A 20409-nucleotide genomic window follows, 5' to 3' on the forward strand; every position below is an offset into this window, starting at 1 on the left:
GGTGCGGGGCCGCGCACCATTCAACAAAAAATCGGTACATTGCCGCGGAAAGAAAAAAAGCCGGCACGCGGGCCGGCTTCTTTTTACCGCGACTGCCGGATTAGGACAGTTCGCCTTCGACCAGAACCGTGATGTCGACCACGACGTCGGCGTGCAGGGCGACCTGAACCGGGTATTCGCCGATGGCCTTCAGTTGGCCATTGGGCAGACGCACTTGCGACTTTTCGACGGCTTCGAACGAAGCCTTCTTCAGGCCTTCGGCGATGTCGGCGTTGGTGACCGAACCGAACAGACGACCGTCAACGCCGGCCTTCTGAACGATCTTGAGCTGGTAGCCGTTCATGCGGTCGCCCAAAGCTTGGGAGGCGGCCAGCTTTTCAGCTTGGACCTTTTCCAGCTCGGCGCGACGGGCTTCGAATTCCTTCAGGGCGGCGTCGGTTGCGCGACGGGCCTTCTTCTGGGGAATCAGGAAGTTGCGGGCGTAGCCATCACGCACGCGCACGACTTCACCCAGGTTGCCCAGGTTGACGACTTTTTCGAGCAGAATAACTTGCATTTCAGTGCCCCGGATTAGTTGTGGTTGTCGGTGTAAGGCAACAGAGCCAGGAAGCGCGCGCGCTTGATGGCGGAGTCCAGCTGGCGCTGGTAGATTGCCTTGGTGCCGGTCAGGCGAGCCGGGATGATCTTGCCGTTTTCTTGCACGAAGTCGCGCAGGGTGTCCAGATCCTTGTAGTCGATCTCTTCGACGCCGGCTGCGGTGAAGCGGCAGAACTTACGACGCTTGAAGAGCGGGTTCTGCTGCGTGAATTTGCGTTTTTCTTTGCGTTTTCCGAAGAAAGCCATGATATGTGCCTTTATGTTTGAGGGGACTGGGTCATTGCCCACTTCCCCATAACCTATCCGTATTCAGAAGGCGCTCTCGCACCCTTGGTCTCATTCCGTTCAGGCCACCTGCGGATCGCGTCCAGCGCTACCGCTGATCTTGCGCGCCTGCTGCAGATGCAGCTTGATCTTCACCGAGTCCTTGCGCGCGGGAGCCAAAAACCCCTGCACCAGCAATTCAGACCCTAAAGCGGTGTTTCTCAACAGCAACGCCAGATCTCCCAATGCCACGGCGGCGATCGTCAGTTCGACACGGCGCGGGTGGCCGGCTTCGATGACCTCCGACTCGTGCGCCAGCAGCATTTCCAGCGCTGGCAAACCGGCGGGTGTGTGGCGCAAAGGCTCGCATTCGAGAACGCGGGCGCTGAGTTCCAGCTTGTTCATCCTGCCAGGCACCGAGGGGACTTGATGGAATGAGCTCTGCGTGAGCCTGCTTACTCGGCCTGGGCCGGGGTAGCTTCCGCCGAAGCCTTGCGGGCTTCTTCGCGCTCGACCGACTTCATCATGATCGACGGAGTGGTCTGGGCCTTCTTGGTCTTGATGACCAGGTGGCGCAGCACGGCGTCGTTGTAGCGGAACGAGTGTTCCAGCTCATCCAGCGTGGCTTGGCCGCACTCGATGTTCAGGCAGACGTAGTGAGCCTTGACGAGCTTCTGGATCGGGTAGGCCAGTTGACGGCGGCCCCAGTCTTCCAGGCGATGGATCGAGCCGCCTTGGCCCGTGACCAGTGCTTGGTAACGCTCGACCATGGCGGGCACTTGCTCGCTTTGGTCGGGGTGAACGATAAACACTACTTCGTAGTGACGCATGGGTAAAACTCCTTGAGGATGTCTTGCTGGCCTAACGTCTTGCACCCGCGCTTTCCATCATGGGTGGATCAACATCATCGACGTTCGCCGCAAGGGGCAGCCCGCTACCCAAAAACCATGGGTGGTCGAGCAAGAAAGCTCTCGATTATCACCGATTGAGCGGCCGCTTGCAAGCCGGCGCAAGCTCAAGAAATAAGGGACGCGTCTCTGACGGGTGCCTGCCCCGTCGGGGCGGGCAGATCGGCTGCCGTGATCGCCCGCGGCCGGTTGACGGCGCTGACCATGACGTAGCTGATGATCATGAGCAGGAACCACGAGCCCAGCTTGGCGATGGACACGACCTGCCAGACCTGCGACTGGTTGGGATAGCGCCACGCATTGGCGAAGGTGCCGATGTTTTCGGCAAACCAGATGAAGAGCGCCACCAGCACGAAGCCCAGCAGCAGCGGCATGCGCCGGTAGACCTGCCAGATGCGGAAGTACACCCACGTGCGCGCGAACAACACGGCCGTCATCGCGAAAAGCGCCCACCGGAAGTCCGAGACGTAATGGTGCGCGAAGAAATTCAGGTAGATCAGCACCGACAACAACGCGGTGGCGGCCAGCGGCGGATGCGCGCGGAAGCGGAAATCAAAGAGCCGCCACACGCGGGCCAGGTAGCTGCCCACTGCGGCATACATGAAGCCGGTGAACAGCGGAACGCCGCCGACGCGCAGCAAGCTGGCCTCGGGATAGATCCACGAGCCGGCGGCGGTCTTGAAGATCTCCATGCAGGTGCCGACCACATGGAACATCAGGATCACGCGCGCCTCGCTCCAGGTTTCCATGCGCAGCGCGAGCAGCGCGGCCTGGATGCCGAGCGCGGCGAGGGTCAGGAAGTCATAGCGCGCCAGCGCCGCGTCCTTGGGATACCACCAGTGCGTGCCCAGCAGCAGCGCGCACATCAGGCCGCCGAAGAGGCACGCCCACGCCTGCTTCACGCCGAAGCGGAAGAACTCGTAAAGCGCCACGCCCAAACGGCCGCGGCTCGCGAGGTTGCTGGCCAGCCGCGCTTCCCACTGCTGCAGATCGGCGATGAGCGGCCAGTCGCTGGCCGCCGGATGACGCACCGCCTCAGCCTTCGACGACGGCGTAGGCCGAGTGGTTGTGGATGGACTCGAAGTTTTCGGCCTCGACGCGATAGCGCGCGATGCCGGGATGCGCATTCAGGCGGGCCGCCACATCGCGCACCAGGTCCTCGACGAATTTGGGATTGTCGTAGGCGCGTTCGGTGACGAACTTTTCGTCGGGACGCTTTAGCAGGCCCCACAGTTCGCACGAGCCTTCGTCTTCGATCAGGCGGATCACGCCGTCCATCGAGATGTCTTCATTCAGGATGGCCGACACCGTGACATGCGAACGCTGGTTGTGTGCGCCGTATTCGGAGATGGCCTTCGAACACGGGCAAAGGCTGGTGACCGGCACCTGGACCACGAGCTCGAATTCGACGTGGCCGGCCTGCGCGCGCGCGATCCACTGGACCTCGTAGTCCAGCAGGCTCTGCACGCCGGAGATCGGCGCGGACTTGTTGATGAAGTACGGGAACGAGGCGGTGATGTCGCCGCGCTCGGCATGCAGCAGCGGCAGCATGTCGGCCGCCATGGTGCGGAACAGCGCCGGCGTCATGGGCGTGCTGCGGTATTTTTCGAGCAAGGCCACGAAGCGGGACATGTGCGTGCCCTTTTCTTCGGGCGGCAGGGCCACGGTCAGCGTCCAGTTGGCCACCGTGCCTTGCGCCGAGCCGTCGCCGCTCTGGACCAGCATGGGATGACGCACGCCGCGGATGCCGACGCGCTGAATCGGGATATGCCGCGTGTCCGTCGAGCTTTGGACGTCGGGCATCACGAGGGCGGGGTCGATCGGAGAATTCATTTCGGCTTACCTGTCCGGGCCGGTCCGCCGTGGAGCAACGTGCTGGCCGGGTTGTCTTGAGAAGGGGCTAATTATCGCCCAGCCATGCGCGTTGAGAAGGGGTAACCCCTCGGATCCCATGCGGGCGGGGCCGGAACAGTGTGTTTCATCCTTGCGGCCGAAGGCGCCTGCCCTCGGCCGCAAGGATCAGCCGGATCAAATCAGCCGAATCACTTCAGCAGGTCTGCGTAACGCGTGCGGATCGACTGCTCGATGCCCGCGGCATCCAGGCCGAGCCCGACCAGGAGGGCCGATTGCTCACCGTGGTCGATGAATTCGTCCGGCAGGCCAAGCTGCAGCACGGGGATCAGCACGCCGGCGGCGCTCAGGACTTCGAGCACCGCGCTGCCCGCGCCGCCCATGATGCAGGCGTCTTCCAGCGTCACGAGCGCGTCGTGGCGGCTGGCCAGGTCCAGGATCAGGTCGCGGTCGATCGGCTTGGCAAAGCGCATGTCGGCCACGGTGGCGTCCAGCTTGCCGGCGGCGCCCAGCGCGGCTTGCACCAGCGTGCCAAAGCCCAGGATGGCGATCTTCTTGCCTTCTCGGCGCACGACTCCCTTGCCCAGTTCCACGGTATCCAGACCGCCGCCTTCCGCCGCGCCGCAGCCGGCGCCGCGCGGGTAACGCACCGATGCCGGACCGGGGTGCTGATAACAGGTCGACAGAAGCAGGCGGGTTTCGTTTTCGTCGGAGGGCGTGGCCACCACCATGTTCGGCACGCAGCGCAGGAAAGCGATGTCGTAATTGCCGGCGTGCGTGGCGCCGTCCGCGCCCACGATGCCGGCGCGGTCCAGCGCGAACGTGACGTCCAGGTTCTGCAAGGCGACGTCATGGATGAACTGGTCGTAGCCGCGCTGCATGAAGGTGGAGTAGATGGCGACGACCGGCTTCTGGCCTTCGCATGCCACGCCCGCGGCGAACGTGACGGCATGCTGTTCGGCGATGCCCACATCGAAATACCGCTGCGGGAAGCGCTGTTCGAATTCGACCAGGCCGCTGCCCTCGCGCATGGCGGGCGTGACGGCCACCAGGCGCGAATCCTGCTGCGCCGTGTCGCACAGCCACGTGCCGAACACCTGCGTGAAGGTGCGCTTGCCGGGCGCCTTGGATTGCTGGATGCCAACGGCCGGATCGAATTTGCCGGGACCGTGGTAGAGCACGGGATCGGCTTCCGCCAGCTTGTAGCCCTGGCCCTTGCGCGTGACGACATGCAGGAATTGCAGGCCTTCCAGGGCCTTGAGGTTCTGCAGCGTGGGAACCAGCGCATCGAGGTCGTGGCCGTCGATGGGGCCGACGTAGTTGAAGCCCAGCTCTTCGAACAGCGTGGCGGGCGTGACCATGCCCTTGGCGTGTTCCTCGAAGCGGCGCGCCAGTTCAAGCACCGGCGGCACATGCTGCAGCACCGCCCGACCCACATTCTTGGCCGCGGCGTAAAAACGTCCGGACATCAGGCGCGCCAGATAACGGTTCAGCGCCCCCACCGGCGGCGAGATCGACATGTCGTTGTCGTTCAGGATCACCAGCAGGTTGATGTCGGGCGTGACGCCCGCATTGTTCATGGCCTCGAACGCCATGCCCGCGGACATGGCGCCGTCGCCGATCACGGCGATGTGCTGGCGCTGTTCGCCCGCATTGCGCGAAGCCACCGCCATGCCCAGGGCCGCGGAGATCGACGTGGACGAATGCGCGGTGCCGAAGGCGTCGTACTCGGACTCACTGCGTTTCGGAAAGCCCGAAATGCCCCCCTGCTGGCGCAGCTTGGCCATGCCGGCGCGGCGTCCCGTCAGAATCTTGTGCGGATAGGACTGATGGCCCACGTCCCACACGATGCGGTCATGCGGCGTGTCGAACACCTGGTGCAGCGCCAGCGTGAGCTCGACGGTGCCCAGGTTGGACGACAGGTGTCCGCCCGTTTTGGATACCGACTCCAGCACGAAGCCGCGCAGTTCGTCGGCGAGCTTTTTCAGTTCGCGACGATCCAGGCGCTTGAGGTCAGCCGGCGATTGAATGCGGTCCAGTAAATCTGTCGTCATGCTTTTATGGGGTTCGTTGGCCCGGCCTACCAAGAAGGCCGGGCTGATCTCGGATCAGCGGTCTCGAAGAACGATGAAGTCGGCAAGCTGGGCCAGACGCGCGCCGGCGTCGCCCAGCGGCGCCAGGGCGGCCAGCGCCGCCACGCGCAGTTCCTCGGCAAAGGCCCGGGCCTCGTCCAGGCCCAGCAGGGACACATACGTGGGCTTGTTTTCAGCGGCGTCCTTGCCCGGAGTCTTGCCCAGGCTGGCGCTGTCCGCGGTGACGTCGAGAATGTCGTCGACCACCTGGAACGCCAGGCCCATGGCCTGCGCGTAGGCGTCCAGCGCCTGGCGCGAGGCCGAGCTGGCGCCCGCCACGATGCCGCCCAACGCCACGCTGCACGCCAGCATCGCGCCGGTCTTCATGCCGTGCATCATTTGCAGTTCATCGCGCGACAGCGCGCGGCCGACGCTGAAGAGGTCGATGGCCTGCCCGCCTGCCATGCCCTGGCTGCCGGCCGCGCGAGCCAGCGACTGGGTAGCCTGGACGATGAGCGCCGGGGCGATGGGCATGGAGGCGACCAGCTCAAACGCCAGCGGCTGCAACGCATCGCCCGCGAGCATGGCGGTGGCCTCGTCGAACTGCACGTGCGTGGTGGGCCGGCCACGGCGCAGCGTGTCGTCGTCCATGCAGGGCAGGTCGTCATGGATCAGCGAATAGGCGTGGATCAGTTCCACAGCGGCCGCCGCGCGGTCCAGCGAGGCCTCGATGGCGAGCACGCTGCCGCTGACGGGGCAGGCCTGTCCAGCGGCATAGACGAGGGCAGCGCGCACGCGCTTGCCGCCGCCGAGCACGGCGTAACGCATGGCCTCGTGCAGCCGGGCAGGCGGCTGATCCACCGGCGGCAGCAGGTCGTCGAGCACGTCTTCGACGTGCCGCGCACGGCCTTGCAACCACTCGGAAAAAGCGAGTTGAGTTTGCTTCATCGGTGTCTTATTCGTCGTCCAGTGCCGCGGGATCCAGCGGCCGCAGCAGGCCGCCTTCGAGGACCTTGACCTGCTGCTCGGCCTGCGCCAGGCGATCCTGGCAGACCCGCGTGAGCGCCACGCCGCGCCGGTAGGCAGCCAGCGATTGCTCGAGCGGCAGCGATCCGTCTTCCATGGCCGCGACCAGCGATTCCAGTTCGGCCAGGGCCGTTTCGAAATCCTGGGGCAAGGGACGATCGTCGTTCTGCGGATCAGCTTGAGTGGGTTTGGCCAAACGGGCCTCCGGGCACTTGGGGGTGGATTAATCCGTGAATTGTACGAGATAGCCAAGCACGGCCCGGATGCGCCCCGCGCCCTAGGCCGGCGTGCCCGCCAGGCCCGCCACCGCCGCCAGGAGCGCGGGCGCCACGCGGTCGCGCAGATGCGAGGCCTCCAGCAGGCTGGCCGGCCCGCCGCAGCTCATGACGAAGACGCCCTCGCCCGTGATGGACGTGAACGGCACGGCCACGGCGTTGATGCCGGACTGCCATTCGCCGATGGCGCAGCAGCAGCCGGCTTGCGCCAGTTCGGCGCGCGCCCGGGCAATGGCCTCGGGCGCCGGCGCGGCCTGGTCCAGCCGCGCCAGGACCGCGTCGCACTCGTCTTCGGGCAGGCTGGCCAGGTACGCCCGTCCCATGGCGCTGTCCAGCGTGGCGCGATAGCCAACGGGCAGGCGCAGGTACAGCGCGGACGAGCCGTGGATCGCCTCGACATAAGTCATGGCGTCGCCGTCGAACGCGCCCAGGGCCACCGCGCCGCCGGTCTCGCGCGCCAGATCGGACATTGAGGCCTTGGCCAGTTCGCGCACCTCAAGTCCGGCAAGCAGGCCAAACCCCAGCGCCAGCACGCCGTAGCCGGGCGAGTACTTGCCCGTGTCGGGGTGGTAGCGCAGGTAGCCCAGTTCCGTCAGCGTGTAGGTGATCCGGCTGATGGTGGGCTTGGGCAGGCCGGTCAGGCGCGCCAGATCCAGGTTGCCCAGCGCGGCCACGCCGTGGCGAAAGCACCGCAGCACGTCCAGGCCGCGCGCCAGCGCCGTGATGAAGTCGGGGGAATTGGCGCCCTCGCCCGCGCCAGCGGCCCGTTTGCGGCGAGCGGGCAGGCTCAGTTCAAGCTTCTGGTCCGGCTTGGATGGCGGGAGGGCAATGCGCTTGCCGGCAGAAAACGGTTGCATTTATATACGCTTCGTTTTTATAGTTTATTTCGAAAGACAGAATTAAATTCCATATTCCGGAATTTAAAACATCCAAGGAGACCTGGCAAGCGGCGCCATGAACGACATGGGCGTCAGCCAAGCCTGGCCCGGCGATCCACTCTGACCACGCGATTTCAAGGGGAAAACATGATTCGCAACAGCTTCAAACTGCTCGCCACCCTGATGCTTAGCGCCGCCGCGCTGGGCGCCCAGGCCGATACGTATCCGGCCCGCCCGATCAAGGTGATTTCGCCCTTCCCGGCCGGCGGCGCGACCGACGTGCTGACGCGCGTCCTGGCCGAGCGGATGGCCAAGAACCTGGGCCAGTCCATGATCGTGGAAAACAAGGCCGGAGCGGGCACGTCGATTGGCGCGGCCTATGTCTCGCGCGAAGCGCCGGACGGCTACACCATCCTGATGGCCACCAACTCGACGCTGGTGACCAACCGCTATCTGTATAAGGAACTGCCCTACGACCCGGATAGCTTCGCCAAGATCGGCATGGTCGGCGTCGGCCCGCTGGTCCTGCTTTCCACGCCGAAGCGGCCGTTCAACAGCACGCAGGACGTCGTTGCGTATGCCAAGCAGAATCCGGGCAAGCTGACGTTCGCGACCTTCGGCCCGGGCACCTCGTCGCACCTGGCCGGCGAACTGTTCAAGGAACGCGCCGGCATCGACATCCTGCACGTGCCCTTCAAGGGCGCCACGCAGGCCCTGCCCGCGTTGATCAGCGGCGACGTGGACCTGTTCTTCGACATGGTGGCGACCGGCATGCCGCAAGCCGACGCCGGCAAGGTCAAGGTCTTCGCGATCACGAGCCCCACGCGCCTGGCGACCCAGCCCGACGTGAGCACGCTGGCCGAACAAGGCTACCCCGCGTTCGACATGACCGCCTGGTTCAGCTTCGTGGCCCCCAAGGGCACGCCGGCGCCGGTCGTCGAGCGCCTGCAAGCCGCGCTGACCGAAACGCTGAAGGACGAAGCGGTCAAGAAGCGCCTGCTGGACATGGGCATTGACCCGCGTTCGGGCACGGCGGCCGAGCTGGACAAGCAGATCAAGACCGAGCAACCCATCGTGTCGCAGCTCATCAAGCAGGCCAACATCGTTCTGCAGTAAGCCTGCCTTCATGCCGGTTTCGTGACAAAACGTTCGCGGAGTGCCGGCCCGCGATCGGTGCGCCCGTGGCCCTGCCGCGAGCGCACCATTTCCCCGACAGCGCCGTCCCGGCCCTGTCGGTTTTTTACGCGCGGTCTAACCCCTGGATACAGAAATCGGCGCCATGGCGCTGCTAAGGTAAAGCGCGAACGTAACGCGCAAACGCCGAACCATTCCAGGGAGCCCGATGCCTCAAACCGAAGACCGATACGCCCGCCTGGACTCAGCCCGCTGGCTGGCTGCGTTGGCCGTCGTTCTGCTGCACAGCGCCGCCTTGATCGTCAGCGATCCCGCCGCTCACGGCCGCGGCGCATGGCTGGCCGCCAATCTGTATGACTCCGCCGCGCGCTGGTGCGTGCCTGTCTTTGTGATGGTGAGCGGCGCGCTGCTGCTCGATCCCGACAAGCCGCAGGATGCGAGGCGCTTCTACAGCCGGCGCCTCGCGCGGATCTGCGCCCCTCTCCTGTTCTGGACGCTGTTCTACCTGGCATGGCGCACGGGCCTGGACTGGTGGGACGACGGCCGCGTCGATTTTTCGTTCTGGCCGCGCAAGGTTGCGCAGGGCGAGCCCTACTACCACCTCTGGTATCTGTACATGATCGTGGGGCTGTACCTGTTCGCGCCGCTGGTCCGGGTGCTGTACGTGCGCAGCACGCCCAAGGCGCGCGCGCTGTGGGTCGTCGGCATCCTGGGGGTGGCAATTCTTGATGCCCTGTACCGCCGCGCGCTCGGCGCGCCGCATGGCTTTTTCCTGACGTGGTTCCTGCCATACCTTGGCTACTTCGTCGCGGGCCGTCTGATCTTCGATGGCGAGATGCGCGTTCCGCGCCCAGGTTTGATGCTGGCCGCCACCGTGGCCGCGACCGCGTTGGGCGTGACCATCATGTCCAACGGCCAAGTGCTGGACACCTACTTCTACGACTACTTCAGCCTGACGGTGCCGTTCATGTCGCTGGCCGCATTCCAATGGATCGTGTCCTCGCCCCGGTTGCCCAGGCTGGCGGCGCTGGCCCCGTTGACGTTTGGCGTATACCTCATCCATCCGGTCTTTCTGGATGTCGCGCGCCGCATCGGCGCCTTCTCGGGGCAGGACCGCGACGCGTGGGTGGTGCCGTTGCTGACGATGATGGTGTTTGCATTATCGGCCGCCAGCAGCTGGTTGCTTCGGCGCCATCCGGCCACGCGCCGCCTCGTCTGAAAGCCCTACGGCGCATGGGGTTGTTCGCGGTTTGAGCGCGGTCAAACCCACCCCGGGATTCCCTCGAATGGCCCGGCCTTTTGACGCGGGCGTGGCCCAATCCCTTGGGGTACAATTCACGGCTTATTTGATCGGCCAGACACCGATTTTTCTTCGCGCCAGAACGGATTCACCCAGGCTCGAATTCATGAACAAGGCCCCCGGAACACACCGCGAGGGACCTGGACTTGAACAAAAGCGCCTGGCAAGGCTCAAACCGTCCTGGCTTTTTTATCCGAGCGGAGGGAATCATGACCGACATCGGTCGGATGGCACATGTCGTGCCAGCTCGCACCCAGCTACCCGTCAGCGCTTATTTTGACGAAGCCCTCTTTGCCCGCGAGCAAGAACTCATTTTCAAGCAATCCTCGCTCTACGTCGGCCACCAGAAATTGGTGCCCGAAATCGGGGATTGGCGTACGTTGGTCCAGGAAAACGGAGGGCGCTCGCTGGTTCGCAACCAGCATGGCGTCGAACTCATCTCAAATGTCTGCCGTCACCGTCAGGCATTGATGCTTGGTGGCGAAGCCGGCAACGTGGCCGGCAACTGCAACACGCATGGCAATCTGAAAGCGACTGGCGGCAACATCGTCTGCCCGTTGCACCGCTGGACGTACAACAACCAAGGCGAGTTGTTGGGCGCGCCGCAGTTCGAGACCACGCCTTGCATGAACCTGCAGAAGTTCCGCCTGCGCGATTGCCACGGGCTGCTCTTCGAAGGCCCGCGCGACCCGGCTGCAGACATGGCGCCGTTGTTTGGGCGTCCCGAGTTCGACTTCGGCGATTACGTGCTGGACCACGTTGAAGTGCATCAGTGCAACTACAACTGGAAGACCTTCATCGAGGTCTACCTCGAGGACTACCACGTCGGCCCGTTCCATCCCGGACTGGGGCGTTTCGTCACGTGCGACGACCTGACCTGGGAGTTCAACGACTGGTACAGCCTGCAGAAGGTGGGCGTGCACAACGCGCTGGCACAGCCGGGTTCGGACGTGTACAAGCAGTGGCACGACCGCCTGCTGTCGTTCCGCGAAGGCGACGCCCCCGACTTCGGCGCCGTGTGGGTCACGTACTTCCCGACCCACATGATCGAGCTCTATCCGCACGTGCTGGTGCTGTCCACGCTGTACCCGAAGGGCCCGCAGGAAACGATCAACGTGGTCGAGTTCTACTACCCCGAGGAAATCGCCGCCTTCGAGCGCGAGTTCGTCGAGGCGCAACGCGCGGCCTACATGGAAACGGCCATCGAAGACGACGAGATCGCCGAACGCATGGATGCCGGCCGCAAGGCCTTGATGCTGCGCGGCGTGAACGAGACGGGTCCGTACCAGTCGCCCATGGAAGACGGCATGCAGCACTTTCACGAGTGGTACCGCCGCATCATGCAGTCGGTGTAGACCTTACCGCTTCAGCCCGCATGACAAAGGGCCTTGCGACATCCTTCACGATTCGCAAGGCCCTTTTTCCGTCCAACCGCGGTGCGCGGTTCAGCGTCCGGTGACGCCAGCCACCGTCCGTTCACCGATCGCCAGTCCCACTGTCATGCCCACGCCGGAGTGCATGACCGCCACCGTGGTCGCCGCGTCCACCGGCATCACGGAAAACGGCGCCGGTCCGTGCGCGCCGTAGACGCCCTGCCACCGCTCGACCACGCGCAGCCGCGCGCCCAGCGCCTGCGAGGCAAGATCCAGCATGGCGTTATCGACGGCTTCGTCGTTGAACGGCAGCGCGTCCTGCCCGTACTGGTGCGAGTCGCCGATGATCAGCTCGCCATACGGCGTGGGACTGATCAGCAGATGGATGCCGTTTTCCAGCAGCATCGGCGTGCGCGCCTGGATCACGCCGCGCAGCGTCTGTGCCGTCGGCAGGTCCGAGAACGCGCCGTAATGCACGCAGGACAGGCCGGTGAGCAGTGGCCGGTCCAGCGGCACGGGCGCGCCGTCGAACACCGCGCGCAGCATCTGCAGGCGCGTGACCTCCAGGTTCAACGGCGCAAATTGCTCGGGCAGCAGGGTCAGGTAATCGTGGCCCGGGCACACGAACACATGCGACGCCTTGAAGTCGCCCGCCGAGGTGCCGACTTCGCCGTTCTCCACGGCGCGCGCCAGGGTTCCGGTGATGAAGTCGACGCCCAGCACGGACTGCAGATAGTGCGTGATGGCCGGCAGCGCCTCACGCGAATAGATCTGCAGGTCATCGTGACCGCGCAGCGCCATGCAGTGGTGCGCAAGCTGCCCGCCGTACAGTCCCGCCACATCCCGCGCGGACAAGAGGTCCGCGCGGTAGCCTTCCTGCCGCATCCGCGTGTCCGCGAATTCCTGCAGCACGTCGGCCTCGTCGGCGTTGCGGGCCAGCACCAGGGCGCCATTGGCGTGCACATGAAAACCCGCCTTGTCCGCCAGATCGAGCCACAGCTCGCGGGACTGCTGCGCGTGCGACAGCATCGTGCCCGGCGCCTGCCCCGTCACGATGACCTGGCCGAAATTGCGGATCGTCGCACCATGCGCCTGGCGGCTGCGCTCGATAACCGCCACGGAAAGGCCGCGCTTGGCGGCCGCCCAGGCATGCGCGATGCCGAGCATGCCCGCGCCCACCACGATTACGTCGTAAGTCTTCATTATTGAAATACTGCGAGAAGGATGTCGGGGAGGCCGCCGCGGGCCTCCCGATGCGCGGCGGCGCGCTGCCGCCGCGGTGGGTCAGGATTTACTTCTTCTTCGGCTCGGACTTGCCGTCGTAGCGGCGGGTCCACTCGGCAATGATGCGGTCGCGGTTCGTCGCGGCCCACGTGAAGTCGTTCTTGATCATGCGCGAGGTCAGATCGGCCGGCAGGTTCGGGTTGGCGGTCGCGATCGACGGAATCGCCAGCACCGCGAAGTTGGCCTTGTACAGCTCGTTGGCTTCGCGGCTTGCCGAGAAGTCGGCCAGCTTGCGGGCGGCGTCGAGGTTCTTGGTGCCCTTCATGATGGCGGTGGCTTCGACTTCCCAGCCCAGGCCTTCCGACGGGAACACGGCTTCGACCGGTGCGCCGTCGGCCTTCAGCTTGGCGGCGCGGTAATCGAACGAGATGCCGATCGGGAATTCGCCGGCGGCGGCCATGTTGCACGGCTTGGAGCCGGAGTGCGTGTACGAGCCGATGTTCTTGTGCAGGGCGTCCATGTAGGCCCAGCCCTTTTCTTCACCGAAGATCTGCAGCCAGGCGCTGACGTCCAGGAAGCCCGTGCCGGACGAGGCCGGGTTCGGCATGACGATCTTGCCGGCATAGACCGGCTTGGTCAGGTCCTGCCACGACGTGGGCTTGGGCAGCTTCTGCTTTTCGGCTTCGATCGTGTTGAAGCAGATGGCGGCGGCGTAGCCGTCCATGCCGACCCAGGCGGGCTCGGCCTTGGCATCGCGCATGTTGGCGGCGATCTGATCCAGGCCCTTCGGCGCGTAAGGCTGCAGCATGCCTTCCTTGTCCATCAGGCCCAGCGCGGTGCCGGCCAGGCCCCAGATCACGTCGGCCTTGGGATTGTTCTTCTCGGCCAGCAGCTTGGCGGCGATGATCCCCGTGGAGTCGCGCACCCACTGGATCTTGATGTCGGGATTGGCCTTTTCGAAGGCAGCTTGATAGGCCTTGATCTGGTCGGCTTCCAGCGCCGTGTAGACGGTCAGCGTGGTCTCGGCCGAGGCGGCGCCCATCACGCCCGTCAGGGCGGCGGCCAGTGCAAGCAGCTTGTAGCGATTCATGAACAACTCCGTGAGTGAGAGGAAAAACAGGATGAACGAGGTCCCCACGGCCGGAGGGTGCCGGCTGCGGATGGCGGTAAGTCAAAAGGTGTGGGGTGGCCCGGAGCGCCGGGCGGCAGGCGTCTAGTTCAGGGGCGTTCGCCTCGGGCCAGACGGGCTTGAATGTCCTCGACCACGGCCGGCAGGTCGGCCACCGTGTCGATCAGGTAGTGCGGGCCGGTCGGATTCAGCTCGTCGCGTGCAGCATTGCGCGCCGCGTCGCGAGCGGTGTCGGAAAGGCCCAGGTATTCGTCCAGCGTCAGGCCCGCGGCGTTGCCGGACAGCAGCAGCCCCACGGTCCACATGCCCGCGCGGCGGCCCTCTTCGATGCCGGGCGCGGTGTCGTCGACCTTGATGCAGCCGGCCACGTCGGACAGGCCAAGCTCCACCACATTCTTCAAGGCCATGGCGGGCGCGGGACGCGCGCGCGGCACCTCGTCGCTGGCGACGATGCAGTCGGGCGCCAGGTCCTCGGTGGCGGCGCGTTCGACCACTCGGGCCATCACGCTGGCGGGATAGCCGGAGCACGACCCGATCTTCAGGCCGCGTTCGCGCAAGGCGCGCAGCACGTCGGCGGCGCCGGGGATGGCGGCGGAATACTGCGCGACCTTCTCCAGTTGCATGGGCAGGAAGCGCTCGTAGATGGCGGTCACGTCGTCGTCGCTGGGCAGGCGGCCGAAGCGGGCCTGGTATTGGGTGGCAATGGCGGGCTGGTCGCACAGCGTGCGGATGTGGTCCCACTTGCCCATGCCCATCGGGCCGCGCGCTTCCTTCAGCGACACGTCCATGCCGAACTGCGAGAACGCATCCACGAACACCTTGGTGGGCGCGAAGGATCCGAAGTCGACCAGCGTGCCGGCCCAGTCGAAGATCACCGCCTCGAGGCGGACGGGCAAAGGTTGAACAGTCATGGAAGTCATCCTGGAAAAATGGTCGGTCATCGGGACGCCGGGCGCCGCCAGGCCTGGGTGCGCGCCACCAGGGCACGGCTCGCCAGGTGCAGGACCAGCGCGGCAACGGCTGAGCTGGCCATGATGACCGTGCACATGGCGGCGGCCGGGCCGATGAAGCCGGCGTCATCCATGTTAAGCACGGCGACGGCGGCCAGCACCGTGGACGGGCTGTACAGAAACACCACCGCCGACACGGTCGTCATGGCGGAAACGAAAAGGTAGCGGGCCACATCCAGCGCCGCGGGCAGGCACATGGGCAGCGTCACGCGCACAAAGGTCGTCAGGCGCGGCACCTTCAGCGAGGCGGAGGCGGCCTCGAACTCCGGGTCCAGCGCATTGAGCGCGGTGGCGGCGGTCAGATGCGCGCTGGTATAGAAGTGGACGACCGTGCACAACACGAGCAGCGGCATCGTGCCGTACAGCATGTTCAGCGGGTTCGACAGGCTGTTGAAGAAGAAGATGTAGCCCAGGCCCAGCACCAGTCCCGGCACCGCCATCGGCATCAGCGCCAGCATGCCGGCCATGCCGCGCAAGCCGCGCGCCATCGTGCCGCGGGCGGGCACCTTCTCCATCATCCACGCGCCGACAAAGACCACCAGGGTGCCCACGAGCGCGGTGCAGAACGCGAGCTGCAGGCTGTTGCGCCACGCCAGCCAGCCGCCGCCGTCCATGTTGTCGAAGTCGTACGAACGCAGCGACATCGACAGGTTGTACGGCCACATCTTCACGAACGAGGCCCAGACCGCCACGCCGATGATCAGCAGCAGGAAGGCCGCCATCACGCCGGACAGGATCAGGAACGCCGCGTCGCGCCGGCCGTTCATGCCGGCCGCATAAGGCTGCGCGCGGCCGCTCATCTGGGCGCCCTGACGGGCACGCAACCGGCGATCCAGCACAAAGGTCAGCAGGGCCGGCAGCAGCAGCAATATGCCGATGGCTGCCCCCTTTGGGAAATTCTGCTGTCCCACCACCGCCTTATAGGCTTCCATGGCCAGCACGTTGTAGTCGCCACCGACGACCTTGGGCACGCCGAAGTCCGTGACGGTCAGCGTGAACACCACGCAGCAGGCCGAGAACACCGCGTAGCGCGTGCCGGGCAGCGTGACCGTCATGAAGGTGCGCCACGGCCCCGCGCCCATGGCGCGCGCCGCGTCATAAAGCCGGCCGTCGGCCAGCGCCAGGCCCGTCAGCAAAATCATGAGCGCATGCGGAAACGTGTAGAACGCCTCGCCCACCACGATGCCCCAGAAGCCATAGATGGTGGCGCCGCCGGTCAGACCCTTGAGCAGGCCCTGATTGCCCAGCAGGTAGACCAGTGCGATGCCGGGCAGCAGTGACGGCGCCAGCAGCGGCAGCAGCGCGATCGTGCGCAGCAGCCCCTTGCCCGGCAGGCGGGTGCGGGTGAGGCCATAGGCAAAGCCGTAGGCGCAGGGCACCACCAGCAGGGTCGTCACGACGCCCACGGCCAGGCTGCGCCCGACCATGTCCATGAATCCGTCGGCGCCGACGATGCTGGCGATGACCGACAGGCCCGCCCAGCCGCCGTCGGCGTCCGTGACGGATTTAAGGAGGATCGCCGCCAACGGCAACGCCAGGAATATCAGGAGACCGAGCGCCAGGCCGCCCTGCCCCAGCGCCAATCCCAGCGCGCCAATCCAGGCGGGCATCGGGCGGCGTCCCAAGGCAGGCAGCGGCGCGGCGGCGGACGTGGGGATTGCGGGCGCGGCGGAAACCGCGGCGGGCTGGCCGATGGCGCGGGAATTGTTCACGGCCGGATCAAGCGTAGGCGCGTATCGCATGGCGCGGCAGCTCCACCCAGCAACGGCCGGCAGCGTGAGCGCCCAGCAGGGCGTCTCCGGTTTCAGGGGACACGATGGAATGCACGGTGGCGCCGGGCACGCCTTCCAGACGCAACGCAAGACGATAGCTGCGTCCCAGGAACACGCCGTCCAGCACGTCGGCCAGCATGGAATTGGATTCTTCCGGCTTTGTCATGCTGACGCGCACGGCCTCGGGCCGCACGAAAAGCTTGCCGGAACCGGCGTCCAGGGCCGCATCCACCGCCAGCTCCTGGCGCCCCACGCGGGCGCGATGGTCGTCGATGCGTTCGAACGGCAGCCAGTTGGCCTCGCCCACGAAATCGGCGATGAAGGCCGATCCCGGCTGGCGATACAGTTCGCGCGGCGTGCCGTACTGCTCGATGACGCCGCCGTTCATCACGGCGATGCGGTCGGCCATCACCATGGCCTCTTCCTGGTCATGCGTCACCATGAGCGTGGTGATGGACAGGCGCTTTTGCAGCGCGCGCAATTCGATGCGCAGGTGTTCACGCACGCGCGCATCCAGCGCCGACATGGGTTCGTCCAGCAACAGCAGGGACGGCGACGGCGCCAACGCGCGCGCCAGCGCCACGCGCTGCTGCTGGCCGCCCGAGATCTGGCCGGGGTACTTGTGCGACGCGCCCGCCAGGCCCACCAAAGTCAGCATTTCCTCGACACGGCTGGCAACATGGCTGCGATGGGCGCGCTTGCCGCTCAGGCCGTAGGCCACGTTCTGGGCCACGGTCAGGTTCGGAAACAGCGCATAGGACTGGAACAGGATCCCGTAGTCTCGCGCCTGCGGTTCGGCATGGGAGATGTCGCGGCCCGACAGCACGATGGTTCCGCTGTCCTGGCGCTCCAGCCCGGCGATCGCGCGCAGCAGCGTCGTCTTGCCGCAACCCGACGGCCCCAGCAGACACACCAATTCTCCGGCGCGGATATCCAGCGACACATCGGCCAACGCCGTGTGGGTGCCGAATCGCTTGACGAGATTCTGCACGGAGAGAAAGGCGGTATCGCGTTGGGGCATGGGGCCTCCGGTCTGGGAACGAAGGCAGTATGGAAGCGGCGTATTGAGCGTTTATGACACTTCGCGCAAATGCAGTAATAAAAACATCAAATTATTTTGGTGTACTGGCGGTCTTGCGCATTGCGTCCAACCCTCGCCCCCCGACCGTGCTCGTCGCCGAACTCAAATCCTTCTATGCCGTGGCCCGCTGCGGAACCGTCACCAAGGCCGCCGCCCAACTGGGTGTGAGCCAGCCCACGGTGACGGGGCAACTGCGCCAGCTCGAATCGCGCTACGGAATCGAACTGTTTCACCGGCAGGGGCGCGGCATGCGACTGTCGGACGCCGGGCAGAACCTGATGCCGATGGTCGAGAAATTGGTGCAGCAGGAGACCGAGATCGACTTCCGGCTGCGCGACGCGAGCGACCTGCGCGAAGGCAATCTGCGCATCGGCGCAACCGGGCCCTACTACATCATGGATACCGTGCGGCGCTACAACCAGCGCTATCCCGGCATCGACCTGACCGTGACGATCGGCAATTCGCAGTCGATGCTCCGGGCGTTGCAGGATTACCGCATCGAGATTGCCACGTCTTCCTTTCTGACGGATGACAAGCATCTGTACCGGCGCAAGATCGCCGCGGACCCGATCCGCGTCGTCACGCACCGGGCCCATCCGCTAGCGCGGCGCGCCCAGGTGCGGCTGGCCGATCTGGCCGAGCACGCGCTGCTCTTGCGCGAGCCCGGCTCGATGACGCGCCAGCTGACCGAAGAAGCGCTGCAGGCGTCCGGCGTCACCATGCGCCGCACGCTGGAAATCGGCAGCCGCGAATCGATCCGCCAAGCCATCCTGTGCGAGCTGGGCATCAGCCTGATCCCGTCACGCGAGATTCCGTCCCACCCCGATCTGGCCGCCCTGGACATCCAGGACGCCGGCATCGTGATGAATGAGTACCTGTACTGCCTGCGCGAGCGCCAACCGGTGCAGCTTATCGCGCGCTTTCTGGAGATGGCGCCGGCAGCCGGCTGACCGTTGCGGTCACTGCCCGCCTCTTTCCCTTGCGGCCACTCAGGAGACAACCATGGCCTTGACCCTGCAGGAAATCGAACAACTCTTCCTGGAACGCGGGCACCGTTCCTATCATGGCGAATCCGTCAGCCATCTGCGGCACGCGCTGCAGACGGCGACGCTGGCCGAGCAGAACGGCGCCAACGCCCATCTCATCACGGCGTGCCTGCTGCATGATCTGGGCCACCTGATTGCCGATCGTCCCGGCACGCCGACACTGCGCGGCATCGACGACAAGCACCAGTATTTCGTGCTGCCCTTCCTGCGCGGGCTGTTCAGCGCCGCCGTGCTGGATCCCATCCGCCTGCACGTCGAGGCCAAGCGCTACCTCTGCTATGTCGAGCCGCAGTACGAAGCAAGGCTGTCCGAAGATTCCCGCCGCAGCCTGGCATTGCAGGGCGGCAGTTTTGACGCCGGCCAGGCCGTGGACTTCGCCAGCATGCCCGGCGCGCCCGACGCGATACGCCTGCGGCGCTGGGACGACATGGCCAAGGTGCCGGGCCTGGCGACGCCGCCGCTCGATCACTTCCTGGAAATCGCCGAAACCGTGTCCGGACGCGTCAAGCTGGCCGCGGTCTGGTAACTGCTGGCCCGCGTCCATGAAAAAAGCCAGGGTGAATGCCCTGGCTTTTTGTCGTTCATTCGCCCTTGGCCACCGGGCGGGCGGGATCGCTGCACCATTCGCTCCAGGATCCCGGATACAGCCGCGAGCCCGGCAGGCCGGCGATTTCCATCGACAGCAGGTTGTGGCAGGCAGTGATGCCCGATCCGCACTGATGGACGATGGACGCCGGATCGCGCCCAGCCAGAAGCGTGCCGAACTCCGCGCGCAGCGCGTCGGCTGACTTGAAGCGGCCGTCCGGCTGCAGGTTTTCACCATTCGGGCGGTTCAGCGCGCCGGGGATATGGCCGGCTACCGGGTCCATGGGTTCGACCTCGCCGCGATAGCGGTTGGCGGCGCGCGCGTCGATCACGGTGAAGGATGGCTGGGCAATGTTGGACAGCACGGTCTGGGCGTCCACCGTGCCGGCCAGCCGCGCGCCCGGTTCGACCGGATTACCCGGCTGCACGGCAGGCGCCGCGTCGAGGCTGACGGGCAGGCCCGCGGCCGTCCAGGCCTGCCAGCCGCCGTCCAGCACGGCAACCTGGTCATGGCCCAGCCACCGCAGCATCCACCACAGATGCGCCGCGTACATGCCGCCGCTGGCGTCGTACGCCACCACCAGCGTGCTGGGGGTCACGCCGTGCGCGGCCATCAGCGCGCCGAACTGGGCGCGGTCCGGCAGCGGATGGCGGCCGTTCTTGCCCGTGCGCGCGGCAGCCAGCTCGGTTTCGTGGTCGAGGTAACGGGCGCCGGGAATGTGGCCCGCGTCGTAGGCCTGGCGGCCCGCCGCATGGTTGGTCAGGTCGTGGCGGACGTCGAACACGCGCACGTCGGGGTTGTCCAGGCGCGCGGCCAGGTCGGCGGCGGAGATCAGGGTCGTCGTCATGCGAGGGGGCTCCTGTGAAATTCGGCGGATGCTGGC

21 protein-coding genes are annotated in these 20409 nt (G+C 65.8%); 5 read left to right on the forward strand and 16 right to left on the reverse strand.

Going from position 1 to position 20409, the window contains the following annotated elements; translation table 11 throughout:
- Positions 1–100 precede the first annotated feature (100 nt).
- The 10 genes from rplI to ASD71_RS17530 form a co-directional block, all read right to left on the reverse strand.
- Positions 101–556, reverse strand: coding sequence for a 50S ribosomal protein L9 (gene rplI / locus ASD71_RS17485; RefSeq protein WP_056567412.1), 456 nt, complete (start codon positions 554–556; stop codon positions 101–103).
- Positions 557–570: 14 nt separating this feature from the next.
- Positions 571–843 carry a 30S ribosomal protein S18 gene (gene rpsR, locus ASD71_RS17490; protein WP_056567414.1) on the reverse strand — a complete coding sequence of 91 codons (273 nt, stop codon included), beginning with the start codon at positions 841–843 and terminating at the stop codon, positions 571–573.
- Positions 844–942: 99 nt separating this feature from the next.
- Positions 943–1266 (reverse strand): primosomal replication protein N, encoded by a 324-nt coding sequence (gene priB / locus ASD71_RS17495; RefSeq protein WP_056567416.1) that lies wholly within the window; start codon positions 1264–1266, stop codon positions 943–945.
- Positions 1267–1316: 50 nt separating this feature from the next.
- Positions 1317–1691 (reverse strand): 30S ribosomal protein S6, encoded by a 375-nt coding sequence (rpsF, locus tag ASD71_RS17500; RefSeq protein ID WP_056567418.1) that lies wholly within the window; start codon positions 1689–1691, stop codon positions 1317–1319.
- Positions 1692–1876: 185 nt separating this feature from the next.
- Complete coding sequence (locus tag ASD71_RS17505; RefSeq protein WP_056567421.1) at positions 1877–2800, reverse strand: DUF817 domain-containing protein; 924 nt, start codon at positions 2798–2800, stop codon at positions 1877–1879.
- Positions 2801–2804: 4 nt separating this feature from the next.
- Positions 2805–3602, reverse strand: a complete 798-nt coding sequence (gene folE2, locus ASD71_RS17510; protein ID WP_056567423.1) for a GTP cyclohydrolase FolE2 — start codon at positions 3600–3602, stop codon at positions 2805–2807.
- A gap of 209 nt (positions 3603–3811) precedes the next feature.
- Complete coding sequence (gene dxs, locus ASD71_RS17515) at positions 3812–5674, reverse strand: 1-deoxy-D-xylulose-5-phosphate synthase (RefSeq protein ID WP_056567425.1); 1863 nt, start codon at positions 5672–5674, stop codon at positions 3812–3814.
- Between the two features lie 54 nt (positions 5675–5728).
- A complete protein-coding gene (locus ASD71_RS17520; protein WP_056567428.1) occupies positions 5729–6640 on the reverse strand; it encodes a polyprenyl synthetase family protein in 912 nt (303 codons plus the stop codon).
- A 7-nt stretch (positions 6641–6647) separates the two neighbouring features.
- Positions 6648–6914, reverse strand: a complete 267-nt coding sequence (locus ASD71_RS17525; protein ID WP_056567431.1) for an exodeoxyribonuclease VII small subunit — start codon at positions 6912–6914, stop codon at positions 6648–6650.
- An 81-nt stretch (positions 6915–6995) separates the two neighbouring features.
- Positions 6996–7850 (reverse strand): IclR family transcriptional regulator, encoded by an 855-nt coding sequence (locus tag ASD71_RS17530; protein WP_056567434.1) that lies wholly within the window; start codon positions 7848–7850, stop codon positions 6996–6998.
- A 168-nt stretch (positions 7851–8018) separates the two neighbouring features.
- Here ASD71_RS17530 and ASD71_RS17535 point away from each other — a divergent pair, with 168 nt between their 5' ends.
- The 3 genes from ASD71_RS17535 to ASD71_RS17545 all read left to right on the forward strand — a co-directional run bounded on the left by ASD71_RS17535 (position 8019) and on the right by ASD71_RS17545 (position 11660).
- A complete protein-coding gene (locus ASD71_RS17535; protein WP_056567437.1) occupies positions 8019–8987 on the forward strand; it encodes a tripartite tricarboxylate transporter substrate binding protein in 969 nt (322 codons plus the stop codon).
- A 226-nt stretch (positions 8988–9213) separates the two neighbouring features.
- Positions 9214–10224 (forward strand): acyltransferase, encoded by a 1011-nt coding sequence (locus ASD71_RS17540; RefSeq protein ID WP_056567440.1) that lies wholly within the window; start codon positions 9214–9216, stop codon positions 10222–10224.
- Positions 10225–10514: 290 nt separating this feature from the next.
- Positions 10515–11660 (forward strand): aromatic ring-hydroxylating dioxygenase subunit alpha, encoded by a 1146-nt coding sequence (locus ASD71_RS17545; RefSeq protein ID WP_056567443.1) that lies wholly within the window; start codon positions 10515–10517, stop codon positions 11658–11660.
- 90 nt (positions 11661–11750) lie between these two features.
- On the opposite strand, the gene ASD71_RS17550 is transcribed toward ASD71_RS17545, so the two are convergent.
- The 5 genes from ASD71_RS17550 to ASD71_RS17570 all read right to left on the reverse strand — a co-directional run bounded on the left by ASD71_RS17550 (position 11751) and on the right by ASD71_RS17570 (position 17834).
- The gene (locus tag ASD71_RS17550; RefSeq protein ID WP_056567445.1) at positions 11751–12881 is read right to left on the reverse strand and encodes a TIGR03364 family FAD-dependent oxidoreductase; all 1131 of its coding nucleotides are present in this window, start codon (positions 12879–12881) and stop codon (positions 11751–11753) included.
- 88 nt (positions 12882–12969) lie between these two features.
- Positions 12970–13992 (reverse strand): putative 2-aminoethylphosphonate ABC transporter substrate-binding protein, encoded by a 1023-nt coding sequence (locus ASD71_RS17555; RefSeq protein WP_056567448.1) that lies wholly within the window; start codon positions 13990–13992, stop codon positions 12970–12972.
- A gap of 128 nt (positions 13993–14120) precedes the next feature.
- A complete protein-coding gene (phnX, locus tag ASD71_RS17560) occupies positions 14121–14951 on the reverse strand; it encodes a phosphonoacetaldehyde hydrolase (RefSeq protein WP_200949444.1) in 831 nt (276 codons plus the stop codon).
- Positions 14952–14968: 17 nt separating this feature from the next.
- The gene (locus ASD71_RS17565; RefSeq protein ID WP_162253569.1) at positions 14969–16783 is read right to left on the reverse strand and encodes a putative 2-aminoethylphosphonate ABC transporter permease subunit; all 1815 of its coding nucleotides are present in this window, start codon (positions 16781–16783) and stop codon (positions 14969–14971) included.
- On the reverse strand, positions 16761–17834 hold the full coding sequence (locus tag ASD71_RS17570; RefSeq protein WP_056567454.1) for a putative 2-aminoethylphosphonate ABC transporter ATP-binding protein: 1074 nt from the start codon (positions 17832–17834) through the stop codon (positions 16761–16763). The genes ASD71_RS17565 and ASD71_RS17570 overlap by 23 nt, the downstream gene beginning before the upstream one ends.
- 146 nt (positions 17835–17980) lie before the next feature.
- On the opposite strand from ASD71_RS17570, the gene ASD71_RS17575 reads away from it, so the two are divergent.
- Positions 17981–18844: a LysR family transcriptional regulator gene (locus ASD71_RS17575; RefSeq protein WP_056569401.1), complete on the forward strand. Its 864-nt coding sequence runs from the start codon at positions 17981–17983 to the stop codon at positions 18842–18844.
- Positions 18845–18896: 52 nt separating this feature from the next.
- Entirely contained in the window at positions 18897–19466 is a 570-nt protein-coding gene (locus ASD71_RS17580; RefSeq protein WP_056567455.1) for a phosphonate degradation HD-domain oxygenase, read from the forward strand.
- 55 nt (positions 19467–19521) lie between these two features.
- Here ASD71_RS17580 and ASD71_RS17585 read toward each other — a convergent pair whose 3' ends face one another.
- Positions 19522–20373: a sulfurtransferase gene (locus ASD71_RS17585; RefSeq protein ID WP_056567458.1), complete on the reverse strand. Its 852-nt coding sequence runs from the start codon at positions 20371–20373 to the stop codon at positions 19522–19524.
- Positions 20374–20409: the final 36 nt, after the last annotated feature.

This window comes from Achromobacter sp. Root565 (assembly GCF_001427425.1).
GTDB lineage: Bacteria > Pseudomonadota > Gammaproteobacteria > Burkholderiales > Burkholderiaceae_B > Achromobacter > Achromobacter spanius_D.